The organism is Acetivibrio straminisolvens JCM 21531, from assembly GCF_000521465.1.
Taxonomy (GTDB): Bacteria; Bacillota; Clostridia; order Acetivibrionales; family Acetivibrionaceae; genus Hungateiclostridium; species Hungateiclostridium straminisolvens.
Genome location: NZ_BAVR01000004.1, coordinates 69593 through 91385 on the forward strand (window position 1 = coordinate 69593; position 21793 = coordinate 91385).

The 21793-nt window shown below is 39.6% G+C and carries 9 protein-coding genes, 7 pseudogenes and 1 other annotated feature; of the genes and pseudogenes, 6 read left to right on the forward strand and 10 right to left on the reverse strand.

The genetic code is table 11. From position 1 onward, the window contains the following. Positions 1-81 precede the first annotated feature (81 nt). The 6 genes and pseudogenes from JCM21531_RS20070 to JCM21531_RS01790 all read right to left on the reverse strand — a co-directional run. A pseudogene (locus JCM21531_RS20070) lies at positions 82-2139 on the reverse strand (SDR family oxidoreductase); the annotation flags it as partial. Beyond that, a complete protein-coding gene (locus JCM21531_RS20075) occupies positions 2070-5723 on the reverse strand; it encodes a non-ribosomal peptide synthetase (protein WP_243467061.1) in 3654 nt (1217 codons plus the stop codon). The pseudogene JCM21531_RS20070 and the gene JCM21531_RS20075, both read right to left, overlap by 70 nt. Positions 5724-6108: 385 nt before the next feature. Continuing rightward, positions 6109-7056 (reverse strand): cation diffusion facilitator family transporter, encoded by a 948-nt coding sequence (locus JCM21531_RS01775; protein ID WP_038286942.1) that lies wholly within the window; start codon positions 7054-7056, stop codon positions 6109-6111. Between the two features lie 124 nt (positions 7057-7180). Next, positions 7181-7951, reverse strand: coding sequence for a tryptophan synthase subunit alpha (trpA, locus tag JCM21531_RS01780; protein WP_038286944.1), 771 nt, complete (start codon positions 7949-7951; stop codon positions 7181-7183). Next, positions 7944-9127: pseudogene (gene trpB / locus JCM21531_RS01785) on the reverse strand (tryptophan synthase subunit beta). Before trpB ends, trpA begins: the two are co-directional and overlap by 8 nt. 65 nt (positions 9128-9192) lie before the next feature. Continuing rightward, positions 9193-9440, reverse strand: a binding site (T-box leader). Between the two features lie 78 nt (positions 9441-9518). Then, positions 9519-10085 (reverse strand): manganese efflux pump MntP, encoded by a 567-nt coding sequence (locus tag JCM21531_RS01790; protein ID WP_038286946.1) that lies wholly within the window; start codon positions 10083-10085, stop codon positions 9519-9521. Between the two features lie 329 nt (positions 10086-10414). Here JCM21531_RS01790 and sppA point away from each other — a divergent pair, with 329 nt between their 5' ends. Continuing rightward, positions 10415-11395: a signal peptide peptidase SppA gene (gene sppA, locus JCM21531_RS01795; protein WP_038286947.1), complete on the forward strand. Its 981-nt coding sequence runs from the start codon at positions 10415-10417 to the stop codon at positions 11393-11395. Beyond that, positions 11373-12146, forward strand: a complete 774-nt coding sequence (locus JCM21531_RS01800) for an RDD family protein (RefSeq protein ID WP_038286949.1) — start codon at positions 11373-11375, stop codon at positions 12144-12146. Before sppA ends, JCM21531_RS01800 begins: the two co-directional genes overlap by 23 nt. Positions 12147-12243: 97 nt before the next feature. Here JCM21531_RS01800 and JCM21531_RS24230 read toward each other — a convergent pair. Next, a pseudogene (locus tag JCM21531_RS24230) lies at positions 12244-13349 on the reverse strand (AI-2E family transporter). A gap of 393 nt (positions 13350-13742) precedes the next feature. On the opposite strand from JCM21531_RS24230, the pseudogene JCM21531_RS01810 reads away from it, so the two are divergent. The 4 genes and pseudogenes from JCM21531_RS01810 to JCM21531_RS01825 all read left to right on the forward strand — a co-directional run bounded on the left by JCM21531_RS01810 (position 13743) and on the right by JCM21531_RS01825 (position 18362). Next, a pseudogene (locus JCM21531_RS01810) lies at positions 13743-14677 on the forward strand (TspO-related membrane protein). Between the two features lie 332 nt (positions 14678-15009). Then, positions 15010-17096, forward strand: a pseudogene (locus JCM21531_RS01815) (sodium-translocating pyrophosphatase). 224 nt (positions 17097-17320) lie between these two features. Next, positions 17321-18055, forward strand: a complete 735-nt coding sequence (locus JCM21531_RS01820) for an AzlC family ABC transporter permease (protein ID WP_038286953.1) — start codon at positions 17321-17323, stop codon at positions 18053-18055. A 4-nt stretch (positions 18056-18059) separates the two neighbouring features. Further along, positions 18060-18362 (forward strand): AzlD domain-containing protein, encoded by a 303-nt coding sequence (locus JCM21531_RS01825; protein ID WP_038286955.1) that lies wholly within the window; start codon positions 18060-18062, stop codon positions 18360-18362. Here JCM21531_RS01825 and JCM21531_RS01830 read toward each other — a convergent pair. The 3 genes and pseudogenes from JCM21531_RS01830 to JCM21531_RS01840 all read right to left on the reverse strand — a co-directional run bounded on the left by JCM21531_RS01830 (position 18343) and on the right by JCM21531_RS01840 (position 21645). Beyond that, positions 18343-19670: pseudogene (locus tag JCM21531_RS01830) on the reverse strand (glycoside hydrolase family 1 protein). The gene JCM21531_RS01825 and the pseudogene JCM21531_RS01830 sit on opposite strands and share 20 nt — an antisense overlap. Positions 19671-19695: 25 nt before the next feature. Beyond that, complete coding sequence (locus JCM21531_RS01835) at positions 19696-20592, reverse strand: metallophosphoesterase (RefSeq protein WP_038286957.1); 897 nt, start codon at positions 20590-20592, stop codon at positions 19696-19698. Between the two features lie 28 nt (positions 20593-20620). Then, a pseudogene (locus JCM21531_RS01840) lies at positions 20621-21645 on the reverse strand (DUF4474 domain-containing protein). Positions 21646-21793 lie beyond the last annotated feature (148 nt).

Genomic DNA, 21793 nt, shown 5'->3' on the forward strand with positions numbered 1-21793 from the left:
TTCTGTCCTGAAGCAGATTCTTGAATAACGCTGTCTGCTGCGACCCAAACCAATACATATCCTGTTTACCGTATACTTTTATTGCTTCACCGGTAATACAATCCGACATAGACGATGCCAAAAATACTGCAATGTCAGATACTTTATCCGGCGGAATAGCCCTGCTTTTTAAGCTCTTAGGCGCCATATCGGTGTCTACTAACGCAGGGCATATTGCATTAACCTGAATGTTGTAAAGCTTCAACTCTTCTGCCAGGGACTTTGTAAGTCCTAGAATGGCATGCTTGGATGCTGCATAAGCACTCATAAGGGATATCCGATAAATGATGAATCGGATCCGATATTTATAATTTTTCCTTGATTATTTCTTATAAAATGCGGTATCACAGCCCTACAGAAATAATATGTACCAAACAGATTTACATCAATGATTTTTCTCCATTCCTCAGGCTCGATGTCATTGATGGCAGCAAGCCTTGTAATGCCGGCATTGTTTATTAGAATATCAATCTTTCCGTATTTCTTTATGATTGTGTCCACAGCCCTGTCTACATCCGACATCTTGCTGACATCTGCCGGTATAACGGTGCAATCCGTGCCCAAGACTTGCAGCTGTGCGGCGGTTTGCTGCAATTGCTCAATACTTCTTGATATAATCGCAACTTTTGCTCCTTCTTTTGCCATGGAAAGGGCAATGCTTCTTCCGATTCCCCTTCCTCCGCCGGTTATAACCACCACTTTGTCAAATAGCAGGCCCCGAGCATTCCTTATACCGGTATGAATTCTCTCAAGCCTAGGAACCACGGTAGATTCCTCAACAAAATTTATAAGCTTCTTTAAGGCTTCGATATACTTTTCTCCCAAGCGTTTTATAGTATCTGCACCATATAAGTTTTTGGAGTATTCAATCTCCACATTCAGCCTTCCGTCTACAATCGAGAAGAAGAACTCAATTACGGATATTCTCTTTTGCTCAGGTACCGAGTATCTTCTATCCATTCCTTCTTTAGAAAACTCGAAAACATCGAGTTTTGGCAAATCCCTGTTCCCCAGATAATTTGCTCTTATGGGGGTAAGTTTTATATCGGGATACATGTAAATCGGCAAATCCTCCGATATTACATCATAGCTTAGACCATTCATCGGGACGTTTTCGAAGGCATCTCTTATTCGCCTTACCAAATCGGTCCATTCTTCATTGGGGCTTATCTCAACAGCCATTGGAAAATTAACTGCAAAATTGCCCGCCGTACCGAAAAATACATTATTGCCTCCGACATCCCTTCCATGCATTCTGTGGCTTACTACCACATTGGACTGATTGTACTGTTCTGCCAGCATCCTGTATAAAGGTGCCAAAAGTATCGAATAGACATTACTGTCAAAAAGCGTCTTTGCCTTGCTTAATATTGCGGAAGTTTCATCTTTGTCCAAAGTAAATTCCACTATATCGGAAGATTCTTCATTATTGGGTCCTAACGTGAAATCCACAGGAATCTTGAACGCATGTTCCTTCGTAGGGAACATATTCTTCCAATAATCAATGTACTCCTTATGTTTTGCCCTCTTCTCCGACTCCACAATCTCTACAAATTCCCTGTAAGATTTCACCGGCGGAAGATTCGGTTCTTCTCCTGCAAGGATACTGTGGTAAATCTGCCAGATTTCTTTAAACAGTAAGTTATTTGTGAGTACATCGGAAATCAAATGGTGTCCTACAACAACTATATCAAACAGGCTCTCGGATACTTTAAGCACAATGATTTTCCACAACGGCCATTTTTCGATGTCAAAACCCTTGATAGATTCATTTATTAGCTCTTTCACCGCATCATCAATTTGATTTTCGTTCATGCCGGATGCATCATAATATTCCACATTGGAATACTCACCTTGGGGCAATATCCTTTGCATCCAATCAAATCCTCTTTGGCACAGTTTGCTTCTTAAAGCGTCATGCCTGTTAGTCAGGATGTTGATAGCCCTGTTAAAGGCACCGAAATCCAAAGGCTGCTTAAATAAGAACCGGGTAAAGCCTGTCCAGGCATAAGGGTAATCAAAATAACTCATCAGCCAGCGTTGAGCCGGTGCAAGGGGAAGAATAATTTCTTCTTCCTTTTCCTGTACTCTGTTAAGCATATCCTTAATAGCCTTCTATCCAGCTTTCCATTGGGATTCTTCGGCAGGCTCTCCAACCATTCTATTCTATGGGGAATCATATAATACGGAAGTTTTTTTCCGATAAATTCCTTGAGCTCGGATTCCTCCGTTATTTTTCCCGACAAACATGCTACAAGTTGGCTCTGTCCTTCGCCTTCGTCAATTACAACCACCGCAGCTTCATTTACATTGGAGTGGCTGCTTAAAACTGCCTCTATTTCACCTAGTTCAATTCTAAATCCCCGGATTTTCACCTGGTTGTCAATACGTCCATGGTACTCAAAGCTTCCATCCTCTCTTACTCTCGTTAAGTCTCCGGTTCTATACAAAAACTCTCCCGGAATTTCTTTGAAAGGATTGGGTCTAAAGGCCTCAGAAGTCCTTTCCGGATCCTTTAAATATCCCTTTGCCAACTGAATACCGCCTATCCACAACTCTCCTATTTCCCCGTCTTTTTTCCTGTTCATATTTTCATCAAGATTCAAAATATAAACATTATCTACAGGTTTTCCGATAGGAATCTGACTTTCTCCGTCAGAGCCCGGCCTCTTGTCAATAATGTGATATGTAACGTCGATGGAAGCTTCTGTAGGACCATACAAATTTGCCAGTTTTACCGTCATTCCATGTTTGTCTATCCATTTGTTGATATAGGACATGGGTAAGGCCTCACCGCTGAAAATCAACCAGCGCAAATCCTTAAAGGTGTAATTTTCGTCTTCCAATGCATGCACAAATTCACCGAAAAGCGAAGGTACAAAGTGCATGATGTTTATTTTAGTTTCAATGAGCCATTCGGCAAGAGCCCACGGATTTTTAACAATATCCTTCCTTACGGGGCATACCGTACCGCCATACATCAGCGGCCAGAAAAGCTCCCATATCGATATGTCAAAGCAGCAAGAGGTTTTTTGTGCCACCCTTTCTCCGGGCTTTAAGTCAAAGATCTTTTGATGCCATACCAGACGGTTCATATAGCCGAGATGGTTTAGCATAACCCCTTTTGGACGTCCTGTAGAACCGGAAGTATAAAGGACCACCATCAAATCCTCCGGACTGCTACTATACACAGGTGGAATCTCGGAATACTCCATCCACTTTTCCTTTTCGATTAATTCCGAAACCTTCACCTCTTTGCTGTAAGTTTTTGAATCAAGCAGTATAAGCTTTTTGATACCCGGGCAGTTATTTATTAGATCATTTATCTGACCGATTAACGAATCCTCGGTAAGCAGTATATTAATATCCGAATGGTTGATAATATATTGAATCCGTTCGGCGGGATAAGACGAATCCACCGGTACATATGCAGCTCCCGCTTTGAGAATTCCAATCATACCTATGAGCATCATAGGTCCGGGTAATGTCATAATTCCCACAAGAGAGCCTCTTTTTATTCCTTGATCTATCAGACAGTTGGCAAGTTTGTTTGTGGCACGTTCCAATTCAGAATAGGTTACGCTCTTGCCCTGAAAATATATGGCAGGTGCATCCGGAGTCAGCTTGCACTGCTCCGCTATTTTTAAGAAAGGAATTTGAATTTCGATTTTATCTATATTTTCATTAGCAGCACCGCCCCTACTGTCAAGCAGCAATGCCATCTCGCGAAGGGTCCTGCAGGCAAACAGTCCCTTTCTGTCGATATTTTCCCTGTCCTTGCTTAGTTTTGCAACCAAACGGATGCGCCCTAAAGAATCCATTCCAATTTCCGAATCGATATCCTTATCAATATCGGCTTCTGTGAGCTTTCTCCTGCATATCTCGCTTGCCTTCTCCAGAATATCCTTCTGTACGTCTAAGGCAGCAGTTGCAAGACATTCTGTCTTCATCACATTCTTTTGTGTAGTGCTGATTTCCGCAAGCTCCTTGATATTGTTTATCAGGTTGTTCATATGCCTGTCAATATAATCCTCGTCGAAGAAGGAACTGTCATAATTCGATGTCAGCAACAGCTTGTTATGGAACAATTCCACAAGGATATCAATAGTTCCGGGGTTGGTGCATGTGTAGGCTTCATAATCTTTTATTTTAAGGTCATTATATTCTTTTTTGATATTTGTATCCCCCACAAAGGAAAGATAAAGATTGGATTTGACCGAAGCCCGGATGACTTTTGCGATAGCCGGGGACATTTGGCCGTCTGTCAGCATCTCATTCTCCTTTGCCGCATTAGCTGCCTTGAGGGTCTGCGCCCTGTCAATTCCCGATGACAGCTTGCTCTTTATTTCAGTGTTTACTTTTTCAATCAAATCATCCCATGCTTCATTAGGATTTTCCACAAAAAAGCTCAATGCCATGTTCTGGGCAAAGCAACCCAGCACATCCGTTGCATCGGCATTGGGATAAACCTTTCCGCCTGTGGGCAGGTTTAAAATTATTTTATTCTCACTTTCATTAAGCTGCTTTATGGATTTAAGATACGCACTTACGATGAGCACAAACAATGAAGAACGCCATACTTTTGTATTGGAAACCAGCTTTCCGGTGACATCTTCAGGTATCCAAAACTTCTTTACCTTTGTCTTTATTGGAACAAAAGGCTCGGGTATTACCAGCTTTTTATCATTACCGTACGGATTATAGAAATACGAATCTTTTCCCTGCTCCCTGATGTAGCTTTCAAATTCACTGTTTTCCTGAGGGTTGTCCCATGAATTCATTTCTTTTACAAGACTGCTATATTCGGAAACCGAAATGGCTTTGGGCAAATCTGCTTTTTTCCCTGCCAGCTTTGCAGAATAGATTTCCAAAAGTTCTCTTAATATTTGCTGATTTCCGAGACCGTCCGTAATAAGATGGATGATGGAAAGAACTATGCAATATCTTTCACTGCCTGTACGTATTACCGTTATCTTATGTAAAGGCCATTGAAATATATCAAACTTTTGATTCAGACTTTCTTCAATTTTCTCCCTCACGAATCTTTCCTTTTCACCGCTGCCAACATGGCTAATATCCTCCACTTTAATATCCGGGAGGTTAAAGCCCTCCACCAGTCTTTGCTTATAGCCTTTAAAGTTCTTTGCTCCCGGCACTTTTTCAAATACAACACGCAGTGCCGGATGTCTTAGAATAAGCTCCTCCCATGCGCTGCGAAGACATGAAATATTCAATTCTCCTTGAATCTCAATCGCCGAACTGATTGTAAGGGTGGAAATCGCCTGATAGCATGTGAGGAAAGGATATTGGGAATTTACAATTTCCAGATATTCCGGCTGCTTTTCGACAACAATTTCCGGCTCAATGACATTTTGCGTATCTTCGACATGTGCATGCTGCGGACTCTTCTCCGAATGCCAGTTTTCAAAAATTTCAACAATATCTCCTACAGTCTGCATTGAAAGAATTGACGATACAGGATACTTTGCACTAAACTCCTCCATTTGGTCCTGAGGAACCAAATTCATGAGTTCGTTCATCAATGTTATCATCTTGATTGAATCTATTCCCAGATCCACCTCAAGATACATGTCGTTATCCAGTTCTGCGGCATCATATCCGGTAACCTTGGAAATCAATTCATAAATTGAACCTTTGATATCATCCTTACTAGATTTCAACATTATCACACCCCTATAAATTTAAAATAGAAATAAAACCTGAAAACTATTTGAGCCAAAAACGCTGCGGAATACTGTGAAAAAACGCAAAAACCGATTGGAACCTCCTATGTAGACCATCTTGAGCAAAAGCTAATCAAAGATTCTGTTTACACGGATGCTTTTTGTGATATAATATAAAATAGCATAGTAAAATAGCATGAAGCTATTCTACTGGCCAACCCATAAATCATCCCTTTCCGCCAAGAAATCGTATGATTTATGGGTTTTTTCCTGCAAACTTCATTATATATCACAAAATATCCAACGTTAATTTATTCCATTACATTTTATAACATTTCATTTTTGTTGTCAACAGACAGCGCTGGTAATTTTTTGTAAAACTATGTCAAGTTTTGTCTTCTGAAGAACTCTCGTTTTTATCCCCGACAGGATCCATATGAACTACTATATCAACCCCAAGCTCATTTTTTATTCTTTGCTCAATTTCATCAATCACCGAATGTATTTCAACTATGTTCTCCCCTTCAGATACCTCTGCATGAATAGATGCACTTATTCTTCCGGGGCCGTAATCATGAACTTTCAAGTCATGAATACCCTTTATTTCTCTTCTGTAAAAATATGATTTTATTCTTTCGGTGAGTTCTTCATCGGGACACAATCCCAAAAGCAGGTCTACCGAATCTTTTGCAATACCAAAACCTGTGTACATGATAAGTACAGATATGATTAGACCCATGATTCCATCTAAAGGAAAGGGAACAGCTCTTCCAATTAAAGTTCCTGCAAGAACTGCAGTTGTAGCAATGGCATCATTCAGACTGTCTTGAGCTGTAGCTTTATTAATGCCGGAATTTATTACTCCCCCGATATATCTATTGTAGGAAAACATCCACAATTTCACAAGTATTGAGATTATAAGCATTAAAATAGATATGGCATTGAATGTAACTTCTTCGGGCTTGACTATTTTCCCAAAGGAATTTCTTAAAAGTTCAAGGCCAACTGCAAATATAATAAATGACACCACAAGAGACGATATATACTCGTACCTTCCATGCCCATGGGGATGTTCATCATCAGGAGGCCGGTTGCTGAGCTTGACACCAAATATGGCAACCAATGACGAACCCAGGTCACTTAGATTGTTAAAAGCATCGGAAATTACTGCAATACTGTTTATGAACAGTCCCGTGATTATTTTTAGAATAAATAAAAATATGTTGCAAATAATGCCTATTACTCCCGACAACACTCCGTAAGATTCCCTAATCTTTTTATCAGTCACATTTCGGTAATCCTTAATGAACCACTTAATTATCAGTTTAATCAACTCAAGGCCTCCATTCCAAATATCGCGATGTTCGCAAAACTATTTCCCGTATAATTAGTATATTCTACAGAGTGTAAAAAACACATCTGCAGAAAATCACTTTCCCACAGATGTGCTCGGTTCATTATTTTATTGCATTCTTCATTTTACGCACATACTCTTCAACGTGGGGTATGCATTCCGCACCGTATTGGGCTATAATCTTTACAATTGCGCTTCCCACAATAACTCCGTCGGAGGATCCGGCCATTTCAGCAGCCTGCTCCGGAGTGGAGATTCCAAATCCAATGGCGCAGGGAATATCTTTAACCTCTTTTACAATCTTTATCATCTCTTTCGCCTCATCGCCGATTTTGTCTCTGACTCCGGTAACCCCCATTGAAGATACACAGTAGAGAAAGCCTTCAGCTTCTTTTGCAATCGTTCGAATACGTTCCTGTGACGTGGGCGCTATCATTGAAATAAGCCTGACATCATATTCTTTGCAGAAAGGAACCAATTCCTCCTTCTCCTCAAAAGGAATATCGGGAACAATGAGTGCATCAATCCCCGTTTCACTGCACTTTTTCAAAAACTTTTCAGTCCCGTAGGTAAAGATCGGATTTGCATATGTCATAAAAGCGATAGGCACATCACATGATTTACGGATGCGTCCCACCATGTCGAAAATCTTGTCCGTTGTAGTACCTGCCGAAAGGGCACGACAATCTGCCTCCTGAATAACAGGCCCTTCTGCAACCGGGTCAGAAAACGGTATTCCCAACTCTATTAAATCGGCCCCAGCTTCAGCCATCCTATATACCAATTGTTCGGTTATCTCCAATGACGGGTCTCCCGCCGTAATAAACGGAATAAATGCCTTCCCGTTGCCAAAAGCCCTCTCCAATTTATTCATAGATTTGCACCCCCCTGTAACGCGCTATTGCCGCAACATCTTTATCTCCTCTTCCCGAAAGACATACAACAATGATTTGATCTTTGCTCATTGCCGGCGCAAGTTTCATTGCATATGCCACCGCATGGGAACTCTCGATTGCCGGAATTATACCCTCGGTACGGGAGAGATATTCAAAAGCTTCCACAGCTTCATTATCGGTAACAGATACGTATTGAGCCCTGCCAATATCTTTTAGGTATGCATGTTCGGGGCCCACTCCCGGATAGTCAAGACCTGCAGAAATAGAATAAACCGGTGCAATCTGTCCGTATTCATCCTGCAGAAATAAGACTTCATGCCGTGGAAGATACCCAGAGTACCTTTAGCCATTGTTGCCGCATGCTTGTCGGTATCCACTCCCTGTCCTGCAGCCTCACATCCTATAAGGCGAACACTTGAATCTTCAATAAAATCATAAAATGCTCCAATTGCATTGCTGCCTCCGCCCACACATGCCATAACAACATCAGGAAGTCTTCCTTCCTTCTCAATGATCTGCTTTTTTATTTCCCGGCTGATTATGCTCTGAAAATCCCTTACAATGGTCGGAAACGGATGCGGTCCCATAACGGAGCCTAATACATAGTGGGTGTCATGAACCCTCCTTGACCATTCCCTCAAGGTTTCATTTACCGCGTCCTTCAGCGTCTGGGTGCCGCTTGTAACCGCATGAACCTTTGCTCCCAAAAGCTCCATTCTAAATACATTCAACGCCTGACGCTCAGTATCCTCCTTGCCCATGAATATCTCACATTCCAATCCCATAAGTGCTGCAGCCGTTGCCGTTGCAACACCATGCTGGCCTGCACCGGTCTCGGCAATTACGCGGGTCTTACCCATACGCTTTGCAAGAAGTACCTGACCCAGAACATTGTTTATTTTATGGGAACCTGTATGATTAAGATCCTCACGTTTTAGGTAAACTTTAGCACCCTTGAGGTCCTTTGTCATCTTCTCCGCATAATAGAGCAGAGATGGTCGTCCTGCATAATTTTTCAACAGGTCATTGAGTTCCGCAATAAACTGAGGATCGTTTTTAAAGTGATTATATGCCTCTTCCAGTTCAATTACGGCGTTCATCAACAATTCAGGAATGTATTGCCCGCCGTGGATTCCAAATCTTCCTTTTGACATATACGTCACCCTCCCTTTTAAAAATAAGATAAACTATATAAAATAAAAAACGCCTTCATCCCCTAGATAGGGACAAAAGCCTTCAACTTCTGTGGTGCCACCCAAATTGACGAGTAAATCGTCCTCTCATTTTGCATACTAACATATGCACCCCACTGATAACGGACAGGGCTCCCGTAAGCGCCTACTCTTTTACAATTTCGGACTTCCCTCACAAGTCCATTCGGAATAACCTTTGCAACTGCATTCCCAGCAACCAGCAGCTCTCTTTGTGCATACAGCTATTCTTACTACTCTTGCTCATAGGTTTATTAATATTATCAAGATTTAGTATATCATTAAATAACTATTTTTGTCAACAGCAAAATTTATATAAGTAGCAGATACGCCTTTAGAAAGGAATAATTCTGAGGTGTTCAAAAAGAATTTTACAACCCATTGCAATCAGAATGAAACCGCCTACCATTTCGGCTTTTGACTGAAACTTTGCCCCAAACACATTACCGATTTTTACTCCCAAGAATGAAAAAGTAAAAGTAGTTATCCCTATCATTGTAACTGCAGGAATAATATTTACCTGCAAAAAGGCAAAGGTAACCCCTATCGCCAAGGCGTCAATACTTGTAGCAAATGCCATCATTGTAAGACTCCTAAGGCTAAAAGAGTCATCGTCAGATACTTCACAGGTGTTTCTTGCTTCCTTTATCATATTAATACCTATAATCGAAAGCAATCCGAAAGCAATCCAATGGTCGATTGAGGTTATGTAGTCTTTAAACTGTGTTCCCAAAAGATAACCCAAAAGGGGCATCAACGCCTGGAACCCTCCGAAAAAACAGCCGGTTATAACTGCATTCCTGTAACTCATTTTTTCCATTGACAGACCTTTGCAGATTGCAACCGCAAAAGCATCCATTGAAAGACCAATTGCGATAATCAGTAATTCTATGCTTCCCATTCATTTATACTCCTTCGTATATCAAACTTGCCGTATATAAAACGCTGTTCAAACTCCCCTGCCAAATTTCAGTTAATATTTATACTAGCATAATTTTGACAAGTTGCATAGATAATTTTTACAATTTCCAATATGACATTTTATACAATTGCTTGTTACTTTATACAGGACCTATATGCATCGCCAAAACCTTTTCAATGAGTTTGAGATTTGTAATATATCCTGCCTGATGCAATATCTGTCATGTAATTTATACTTTACTACTAAAATAGAGTATGCGATAATTAATTTTATGATAAAATGCAATTATTTAGAAAAGGGGTCGAACAATGAATAAGAAACAGCTAATAGGACTAATTGTTGCAGGAGTAGTATTTGTGTTCGTTTGTTCTTCAAGCATTTTAATGAATACTGTTTCAAAAAAAATGGGAACATCTTTCAAACTCAATGAAACCGCAAACAGTCTTCCTCTTACTCCCTATATAGGTGTGGTGAGTGTCGAAGGAACTATTATGGACAGCGGATCAACCACAAGTTTTATGTCAAATAGTTATAACCACAAAGATACGCTGGAGCTTATTGAAGACATGAAAAATTCGGCAAGCAACAAAGGTATCCTCTTGTATGTGAATTCCCCCGGCGGCGGTGTATATGAAAGTGACGAACTGTATTTAAAATTAAAAGAATACAGAGAAGAAACTGGAAGGCCTGTTTGGACTTATATGTCGAATCAGGCATGCTCTGGCGGATACTACATTTCAATGGCATCCGATAAAGTATACTCAAATCGGAACGCCTGGACCGGCTCCATTGGTGTTATTATTTCGCTGACAAATCTTAAAGAGTTGTATGATAATATCGGAATTAAAGGCATCTATATTACCAGCGGCAAAAACAAAGCAATGGGTGCTGCCGATCTGGATTTGACAGATGAACAGCGCGATATACTGCAAAGCCTTGTAGATGAAGCATATGAGCAATTTGTCGAAATTGTTGCGGAAGGCAGAAAAATGACAGCGGATGAGGTTAAAAGAATTGCCGACGGCAGAATTCTTTCTGCAAAACAGGCTCTCGAGCTGAATCTTATCGACGAAATAGCCACATACGAAGAAGTAAAGGAAGCTTTCAGCATGGAGCTGGGAAATGTAGAAGTCTATACACCTAAAAAGAAAGATCCTTTCGGATTAAGCTCCTTATTCGGTTATATAAGCAGTTTAAGACCTCGCTCAGATACGGAAATAATAGCTGAATTAATAAAGGCCAATGGAAATGGGGTGCCAATGTATTATGCAATGCCAGGACAATACTAAAACTATTTATGCAGGTTTTGGAGCCCGTCTATCAGCATATCTCATTGATTCACTGCTGGTGGGAATTGCTCTGTTAGTTGTGCGGATACCGATGTTTATCGCTTATCTGATTGGGCCTGCGGATTTCATCAAAACACCGATACTGTTTGAGTTCAATATCTTTGACATTGTTATCTATCTGCTGAGTGTACTATATTATACTCTAATGACATACTACTCCGGCTCCACATTGGGAAAAAAGTTTCTAAATCTCAAAGTGGTGAGTGCCAACGGCGAAAAATTAACGTTTATCAATGTATTATACAGAGAGACAATTGGCAAATACTTATCGGGAATTATTATTTTCATAGGCTATTTTATGATAGCAATTGACGATCAAAAACGGGGCCTTCACGACATCCTGTGCGACACAAGAGTTGTTTACAACTTCAAGGTACCTGTTAGACTAGTTGAAAAAGCTCCCGGTGAAAAATATGCCTGGACATGGAGTGTAAAAAAAGAATTTCTGAAGGATTTCTTAGAGTCGCATTTAAAGCCTTCAGAGGAAATACTAAAGGAGCAAAAGAAGGCCGGATATAGAAATCACTCCGTCTTTACCAACGGCAATCAATTTGTTTTTGTATTTGAATGCGACAACATTGATTTTGCCAATAATTATTTATCTTCAAGTCAAGTCTGCAGGGAATGGTATGAAATGATTTCTCCCATGATGGAAAGCTCTTTTGAGTTGAAAAAATCCGTTGCAGTCTAAAAATTTAAAAATTAATAAACTCTTGATATTAAATAAGCCTTTATTCATTTATATCATAAAATTTGAAAATGAATAAAGGCTTATTCTTTGTTCTATTTTATTTAATCTTCTGTTTTTCCTCTCTTCTAATAACATCATTTTTAACCAGGGTGAAGAGAATTGTTGCAACCGGTACCCCAAGCAAAACACCAATCGGTCCTCCGACTCCCGCACCCACGATTGCCGCCAGAACAACCCATATGCCGGGAAGACCAAGACTGCTTCCCACAACCCTTGGGTATATTAAATTATTTTCCAACTGCTGCAATACTATTAAGTAAACCAAAAACCATATAGCTTTGGTGGGTGAAATCATTAACAGGAGCATGAAAGCAGCAAATCCTCCTATATATGCTCCAAAATACGGCACCAATGCGGTAACCGCAATTAAAACACTTATGAGCAGCGCGTATTCAAACCGGAATATAATCATTCCAATAAAGCAAAGAGAACCTAAAATAAAGCTTCCGCCAGCTGGCCGTATATATACTTGTTAAACACATCTACTACAACACGATATACATAAGCTCCTTTTTTGTATAAGTATTCGGGGATATAGGTGCTGAAAACTTTTTTGCATTGCCCCATAAGTCTTTCCTTGCCGGCTAAAATATATATGGAGAATACTACTGTTATCACCAGTGTTGCCAAAAATGACAGAACCCCTGTCGTAATGCTGATAATCTTCGACATCAGCTCAGTTATACTGCTTCCGAGCCTGTTTGTGTATTCAAGTATTAATTTGTCCAAAGAAGACAGGTCTATCTTTTCAAGTCCCAAAAGCTCGGAAAGTTCATTGGTTAAATCCCGGAAATTGTCGATGTATGCCCCCATATTGCTTAGAAATACCTGTATGCTTTTTATCAGCTGGGGTATTAAAAAGCTTATTATCAGCGTAATCAGCAAAAGTACCAGCAAATATGTAACAGTAATTGATATTCCTCTCGCAACACTCTTTAACCGGTTTTTGAATATTTTTTTATTCAAAAACCTTTCAACCGCCATGCATGGCCTGTTTAAAACAAAAGCAATAGCAATTCCGATAAAAAACGGTTTGAACAAAACAATAAATTTCCATATGCCACGCATAATCGGAATGAAATTGATGACAATGAGAACCAATGCCACCGCATAAGTAATGACGATTATCAGATTCCTTGTCATTTTGTCACTCAATAAAATCAACTCCTCGAGAATTGAAGCTAGTTATCCTATATATTATTCTTATTATAACACTTGATACCCGCCACTTATAAAAAGCGGATGACATCTATTGCCCGGTTATATTATGAACAATTTTGACAGGATAATAAGATAATTATGTACTCCTATAATTTCAAAATCTATTCTATTAAATACAGACAAAATAATCAATAATAATATAATATGAAATTTTGCTGTATAAGGATAATATAAATTTATAAATATTACGATTTTATTGTATTATATCATAAAATATGTTAGTATAAGCACGGGATAATTATATTTTATGTCTATAATTATAAAAAAGGGTTTTATTATGTTTTTATATGGCTGTTCATACAAGGAGTGTAAAATATGGAAGAAAATATGGAGGGTAAAATCGAGAAGAATTTGGAAGCCAATGGGGACAGTACCGTTGAAAGCCCTTTGGAAAATTCCGGGGAAAGCCTCTTAGACAACAATGGAGAAAATAATAGTGTGAGTACTTTTACAAAAGTACATACTTCTGTTTCATTCATTGTAATGGTTTTCATAAATTTTTTAGCTAATGCTATTCCTTTTAATAAAATGACAACAGGAGAAATATCGGACCTTTATCCGAACCTTTTTGCACCGGCAGGCATGGCATTTTCCATATGGAGAGTTATTTACCTTTTGCTTGCGGCATATACCGTTTACCAGTTTGACCCATTTAAGAAAAAGGACAGAGTGTTCAGCAAAGATTTAATTGAGCATATCGGAATCTTCTTCTCTATTTCATCTATCGCAAATTCGGCATGGATTTTTGCATGGCATTACAACGCCATTGGCATGTCTCTCATATTAATTGCCATTATTCTCGCTTGCTTGATTTATATTAATCTAAAGCTCAAAAAAGCCAGTCTCATAACTAGAGAAAAACTCTTCTTGAAACTTCCTTTCAGTATTTACTTTGGATGGATTACAATGGCAACAATTGCTAATGCTATCATATTTCTTTCAAGCATCGGATGGGACATGTTTGGCATTCCCGAATCACTGTGGACCATTTTGGTTTTAATTCTTACTGTTTTAATTTGCGGCATAATAATATTCAAAAATCAGGATTTTGCCTACGGACTCTCTATTATCTGGGCTTTCACCGGTATTTTGATAAGCACACTTCCGAAAACGGCTTTGGCGGCAAATATCCCGGTATTATTATTGTTCTCATCATAAGCATTATTCTATTGCTTATTACCGACGTTTACATATTGGTTTCCGACAAAGAAAAGTTAAAAAGTTTCAGCTTATTTAAACGACTAAAATAACGGGAAATAGAAAAAAATAATCGCTGAATAATATTTTTACATTCTCTATGATATAATAACGAATGGTAAAAATTTTAAAAAAAGCAGACATAATTTTTAATTCTATCATAATTTTAAGCTTATCATAATAATAAAACAGAAGGGAGGTTTATTTTAAAATATCGGCCGCACTTTTGCTTCTGGTGCTTAATCAAAAGCAAACTTTATTCTTATTTTAGCTTTTCATGGTTATATTTCTCAAAAGAGAAGCCGAAATAAGATTAAAGGTTTATGTACTTTGCTGTTTTAGTGTAAAAACAGAAAGAATTTAAGATCACCAAGGAGGTCTCTAAATGGTTGAAATTACTACTCAAACAATTCAAATTGTTGCAATCCTGATATCGGCTCTTTCTCTTGGGGTTGCTGCATGGTTGTATTCATGGGTAAAGTCCCAACCCTCATCCAATGCCCGCATCGCTGAAATAGGAGAATATATTCGTCAAGGTGCCAATACTTTTTTAAAGCGCGAATATCTTGTCCTTGCCCGTTTTACTGCAATTATTGCTGTATTGATTGTAATTTTTCTTCCAAAACCAATCTGGTCAGGTCACGGTTTTAGCAATAATATCACAATGGCTGTATCATATATTTTCGGTACAGTACTTTCAGCACTGGCCGGAAAATAGGTATTCAGATTGCCACCATTGCAAACATAAAATCTGCCGAAGCCGCTCAAAAAGGTGTTAAACCGGCTTTCATGACCGGATTTCGCGGAGGCGCGGTAATGGGTATGGCTGTTGTCGGTACCAGCCTTTTGGGAGTAACTCTTGTTCTGTTGCTCACCAAGGATGCGAGCTCTGTTCTCGGCTTCAGCTTTGGTGCAAGCTCGTTGGCTCTCTTTGCAAAAGCAGGAGGCGGTATATTTACAAAGACTGCTGACATCAGTGCCGACCTGGTAGGTAAGGTAGAACTCGGCCTTGAAGAGGACGATCCTCGAAATCCTGCGGTTATAGCCGATAATGTCGGTGACAACGTTGGCGACGTTGCCGGAATGGGCGCAGACCTCTTCGACTCCAATGTTGCATCAATGGCCGCTGCATTGGTTATGGCCACCGCTCTTGGAGGTCTTCAAAGCAAAAACGTAGCCATGGTTTTCGCGTATGCTGCTATAGGTCTCTTGTCTTCCATCATTGGAGTAGCCACAGCACGTATCGGTAAAGATGGAGATCCCGGAAAAGCTCTCAACAGTTCTACTTATGTGACCACTGCCGTATTTGCCGTACTTACAGCTGTGTCAACCTATATCTTTGGCTTTGAATGGCGTATCTGGGGTGCAACTGCTGTAGGTCTTATAGTCGGAACCATCATAGGAATCACCTCCGACTATTTCACAAACGACGCAAGGCCCCCTGTTCGGGCTGTCGCAAATGCTTCAAAGTCAGGACCGGCATTTACCGTACTCTCAGGTTTTTCTTACGGATTGTTAAGCACCCTTCCTTCATTGATTGGTATAGCAGTAACTGCTTTAATATCCTACTATATTTGCGAACCCTTAGGCAGCGGTTACGGAATGTTCGGTATTTCAATGTCAGCCCTTGGTATGCTCTCCATAGTCGGAATGATTATTTCCAATGACGCCTATGGTCCAATTGTTGATAATGCCCGCGGTCTGGCTGAAATGGGAGGTTTTGGCGAAAAGGTTATCGCTATTGCCGACGAACTGGATTCGGCAGGAAATACCGTTAAGGCTGTAACAAAAGGATTCTCCATTAGTGCCGCCGGACTTACGGTTATATCTCTTCTGGGTGCTTTCATGAGTGAGGTAAACACTGCTGCAGAAGAGCTTGGTATCCAGGGAATTATGAACTTTGATATTATGAACCCTACTGTATTTTTCGGACTCATAGTAGGTGTGGCAATTCCTGCGGTATTCTCCGCAATGCTTATGCTGGGCGTTGACAAAAATGCTCAGAGAATGGTTGAAGAAATTCACCGTCAGTGGGATTCAATTCCGGGACTTAAAGAAGGAAAAGATAATGCAAAACCGGATTATGACAAATGTATAGATATCGCTACAACAGGTTCTCTTAAAGAATTGATACCTGCCGGATTAGTCGCTATAGCTTCGACCATACTTGTAGGTTTTATTGGCGGTGTATCGGCAATAGGAGGATTCTTAACCGGTAACATCACTTCCGGACTCCTGCTTGCGCTTCTGATGTCCAACGCCGGCGGTCTTTGGGATAACTCCAAGAAGTATGTTGAGGCAGGAAATTGCGGCGGAAAAGGTTCAACGGCACACAAAGCTGCTGTTGTAGGAGATACCGTAGGTGACCCCTTCAAGGATACTGCCGGTCCTTCCATCAATACACAGATTACCGTTGTATCCTTGGTTTCTTCGCTGCTTTCGTCATTGTTCCTTCTGTATTCAATCTTCTAAAATGCCGAAATGGATTTGCAATCAATGGACGTTGTAGGTTAATAAAAGCCTTCCTTTTTCAAGGGAGGCTTTTTACATTTTGCTTTTTGCAATTTTTAAGTAAAAATACTATGGATAATTTTTCGATTTAGTATTATAATGTTCTAATGTCTGTCCTAATGTTTGATAAGAAAATTATATTTAAAAATAATTTTAATAGGTCATAAATTGGGGAGTTTGTATTTATGAACAGAGGTCAATCAAAGATGAATGATTTCGTCTACGGATTTAGAAAAGGCATACCGATTCTATTGGGATACATACCGGTAGCATTTACCTTCGGTCTTATGGCTGTCAGCGGCGGGCTTCCACCGCTTATGGCAGTTTTTATTTCCTTGTCCAACCTCACCAGTGCAGGACAATTTGCCGGTACAAATTTAATTATCCAAAGTGCAGGTTATCTCGAAATTGCCCTTACCACCTTTGTTATAAATATCAGGTATATGCTGATGTCTCTATCCCTGTCCCAAAAAATCGACCCAAAGATTACCCTTTGCCAGCGCCTTATTTTCGGTTTCGGAATAACCGACGAAACCTTTTCAGTGGCTTCAATGGAAAAAGGAAGACTCTCTTATTTCTATATGTTGGGGCTTATTGCAGGACCTATTTTCGGCTGGAGTTTTGGGACAGCTCTAGGGGCCTTCACCAGTTCGGCATTGCCCGAGTCCCTCAGCAATGCAATGGGGATTGCCTTGTTTGCCATGTTTATTGCAATTATAGTTCCGCCGGCAAAAAAATCCAAGCCTGTTTTAATGATTGTGCTTATTTCAGTTGCAATAAATCTCGCTTTAAAATATATCCCAATCTTTAGTTTTATCTCAAGCGGTTTTGGCATTATTATTTCCACTATACTTGGTGCCGGAATTGGAGCCGCAATCTGGCCTGTAAAAGAAGAAAATACTATTTTAAAGGAGGAATAGAATCATGCCGTATGCTTTTATCGCCGCTTTATTAATGGCGCTTGTTACATATTTACCCAGAGTACTTCCCATTGCTGCCTTTAGGAAAGAAATCAAGTCAACTTATATAAAGTCTTTTTTGCAATACGTCCCTTATGCAGTATTGGGAGCACTTACCTTTCCGGACATTATTAATTCCACAAACAATTACAGCACTGCCATGTTCGGCACTGCTGTCGCTCTAATTCTTGCTTATATGGAGAAAAGTCTCTTTGTAGTAGCACTAGGAGCAATATTGACCGTATATGTCACCGGATTGTTTTTATAGTAGTCCTACCGTAATTCTTAAAATCCTCAATCATTTCCTCGGTCAATTCCTTTCTTCTGCATATTTGTGCATAAAGCCGGGCACTTTTTCTGGGTGTCCTCTCCTGAGTACGGAAATTGCAGTCGTAAAGGCCAAAATTCGTTGACTCCCCTTCCAGCCACTCAAAGTTATCCATCAGTGTCCAGTAATAATACCGTTCTATCGGAATTCCTTCTTTAATTGCTTTCGAAATATAGGAAAGATGATTTGCAATAAAGTCCGGTCGTTTGTTGTCATTTTTATCGCTTATTCCGTTCTCGGTTATATAAATGGGAAGTTTATACTTTTCATAATACTTCTTGCATACCTTGTATATACCCTCCGGATATATATCCCATCCAAGATCCGATTTGGTCAGATCCTTGTCACACACAAGTTCGTGAAAATAAAGTGAGGGGTCGAATACAAACTCAACAATATTCCTTGTATAATAATTAATTCCCAAAAAATCTGCATATCTGCCTTTTTTATGGGTTGAACCCTTTTGGGAAAGAGGAAACATTAAACGGCCTAATGTCATGCCTTCCATAAACATTTCATTGAATAGATAATCGACAACTTTAGCAATCATTTTTCCGGTAGTACTTATTCCGTCAAATATGCGAAGATGCATTGCCGTTCCTACCATTGTCTTTCCCTTAAATTCACGTTGCTTTCTTATCTTATGTATCAAATTGTAGAGCTTTACATGGGTGTTTATAAGCTCTGCCGTAACTTTAAGCCCATCAGACAAGCTCCTTTCTCCTGGAGGGAAAATACCGATTACATAACCGAAATCAACATAGACATTAGGCTCGTTGAAGGTTACCCAGTCACTTACAAGATCCCCTAAATTTTCAACCACATACTTCGCGTATTCTATAAAAATATCTGCATTACCCGGTTTCTTCCACCCTCCCATATCATGAAACCAAATGGCTCAGAGAAGTGATGAAGCGTAACTAAAGGCTTGATGTTGCTATCCACCAGAAGCTTTATCTCATCTCTGTAATGCTTCATAGCTTCCTCGGAAAACTGTCCCCGGGAAGGCTCTATCCTGCTCCACTCAAGGCTCATCCTGTGGGTTTGAACTCCGAGGTCCTTCAATAGCTCCGTATCCTCCTCTACCCTGTTCCAGTGGTCACAAGCGGTAATGCAACTGCTGGAGTCCTTAATGCGGCCTTCTTCACACCATTTGTACCATGTATTGCCCGTATCCCCGCCTTCAATTTGGGTACTTGCGGTAGCTGTTCCAAACATAAATTCATCATTGAGTTTAAATGTAACCATAATCGCCACCCCACACTTTATAAACCTATTTGAAAAATTCTTTTAATTTCACCGGTTTCTCCATTTCATCCCTGCCTACGTACAATGTACCATCCTCCTTGGTTTTTACACTCCATTTGACAAGCGCTATCTTTCCCGATGCAATCTCTATTCCCGTTATGCCATAAGGGTGAACACAGCATCCATCATTAAAATACGGCGGACATCCAACCTCCGGAAATGCGGCTCTGTGAGTATGGCCTGCAATAATCATCTGATTGTTTACTTTTACCCAATCAACCATCTTGTTTGCAATAGTCGTTTTTTTCCGGTCATTTTTGGAGGCGCTGTTGGGATCTCGAATTCCAATTAATTCAAGAGGCCTCCAAAAATATCTTACCAAAAACCTACTTACCATCCATAACATGTCATTCGGAAAATCTGCCTGGTGGCCGTGCACAAGAAATATTTTATCTCCTGTAACTCTATGGCGCAAAATTATACCTTCGTGCACCTTTGTTTTTAAAAATGCGTTTATAATCCTTTTGTCGCTTTCATCCAGATACCGGTAACCTCTTCTTTTAACGGACCTTGATGCATATTTCCTCTTTTCAATATCGTGATTGCCGTATATAAAGTGAGCCCTGCCATCGTCAATAAATTTAACCAATAGGGAAAATACATCTTTGTGTTCACTTATTATGTCACATATATTGTCATTTTCCCACAGCTCATCCCCATCCCCGAGTTCTATATAAGTGTAATTGTTGCGATAGTAATAAGTTAATGCCGCATAGTAAATGTTTTTGTTTTTGCTGAAATTGTCTGCCCAGCTTCCATCACCTCTATGACAATCACTCATTATGATAATCTTTGAAAAATCGTCAAAAGGAATCTCTTCTGAGGCCTCAAAAACTTCGGATAATCTCTTGAATTCATACATATCAAGCACCCCACAAGTACAACAAACCCTATATTGTTTTTTCTTCTAAATGCCTTTGAATTTTCATAAAGGAATTAAATAATTGCTCCGGTTTTCCCAATCCCAGAATATGTTCATACAACTCAGGTGCATTTTCTTGAACCGCAGCCATCTTTTCTTCAAGAGTAGCGCATCCTTTTGTAACTTCATTATAAACGTCGCATAAAAGTTTGTTTTTCTTCTGTATGATTTCATCGGTTATCTTTGTACGTGTAAGAGGCTGGGGAGTGCGAGGCTTGTCAAATGTTATTCTTACGGCGTTTTCATATCTTTTTATATCTTTGTCCGTATATCCTGCCCTCTTTAATCCATTAATAAATGCAGAGCACATTTCCGAGTCTTTTAACGTTATGGTAATATCCATAGTCAATTCCCATGGTTGTGAGAATTCGCCAAGCCTAAAACCTGTCAACCACCAATGCCTGTCTCCCCGCTCAAAAAGTACTTTTCCATTCTTTTTCAAAGTAAATGACATCCATAATAATTCATCATCACTTATGCTTTCATAGAAAGTTCCTTTAAACAATCCCGGAATTTCTATATCCGGTTTGTCTGTCGCATATATTCCCACCTCGGCACCGGTAGCAGATCGTATTGACCCTTCCAGAACTCAATTAACCATCTTTTGCCTTTATACTCAAAATAAATCGGGTCACAATCCACTATCATTCCCAAGGGTGCTGCCGCTTCATCATATAAACGGCAGTAGCCGAATTTTCTCTGCCATGCGTCTTTGGTAGAATAAAAAATATCCTGCTTTTCGTCATATGCATAACCGGCAATACTAAAGGTTTCATCCAGTTTTTTCGTATCTGCATTTTTCTTGCCTATTCCTATAAGAAACAGAAGTGCATCAATGCGCTCAATTAGCCAAGAGACAAGTTTGAATAAAAGCTTTTTTCTAATTAGCTGTGCAATCAGTAAAGCGAGTACAATCAATACAACTACAATTCCTACAATAAGCAAAACGTCAAAATTCAAAAATGCTACTGAGTTTCTTGCCTCTCCAAGCATAAAAATCTCACCCCAAAAATATTACTTTCTAACATAATATTCTTAACCGGATGATTATGTTAATGGATTTTGACATGTATATAATTTGACAAAAAAATATTATTTTTTCTGTTAATTCTGATATAATGATTATATATTTATGTTCATA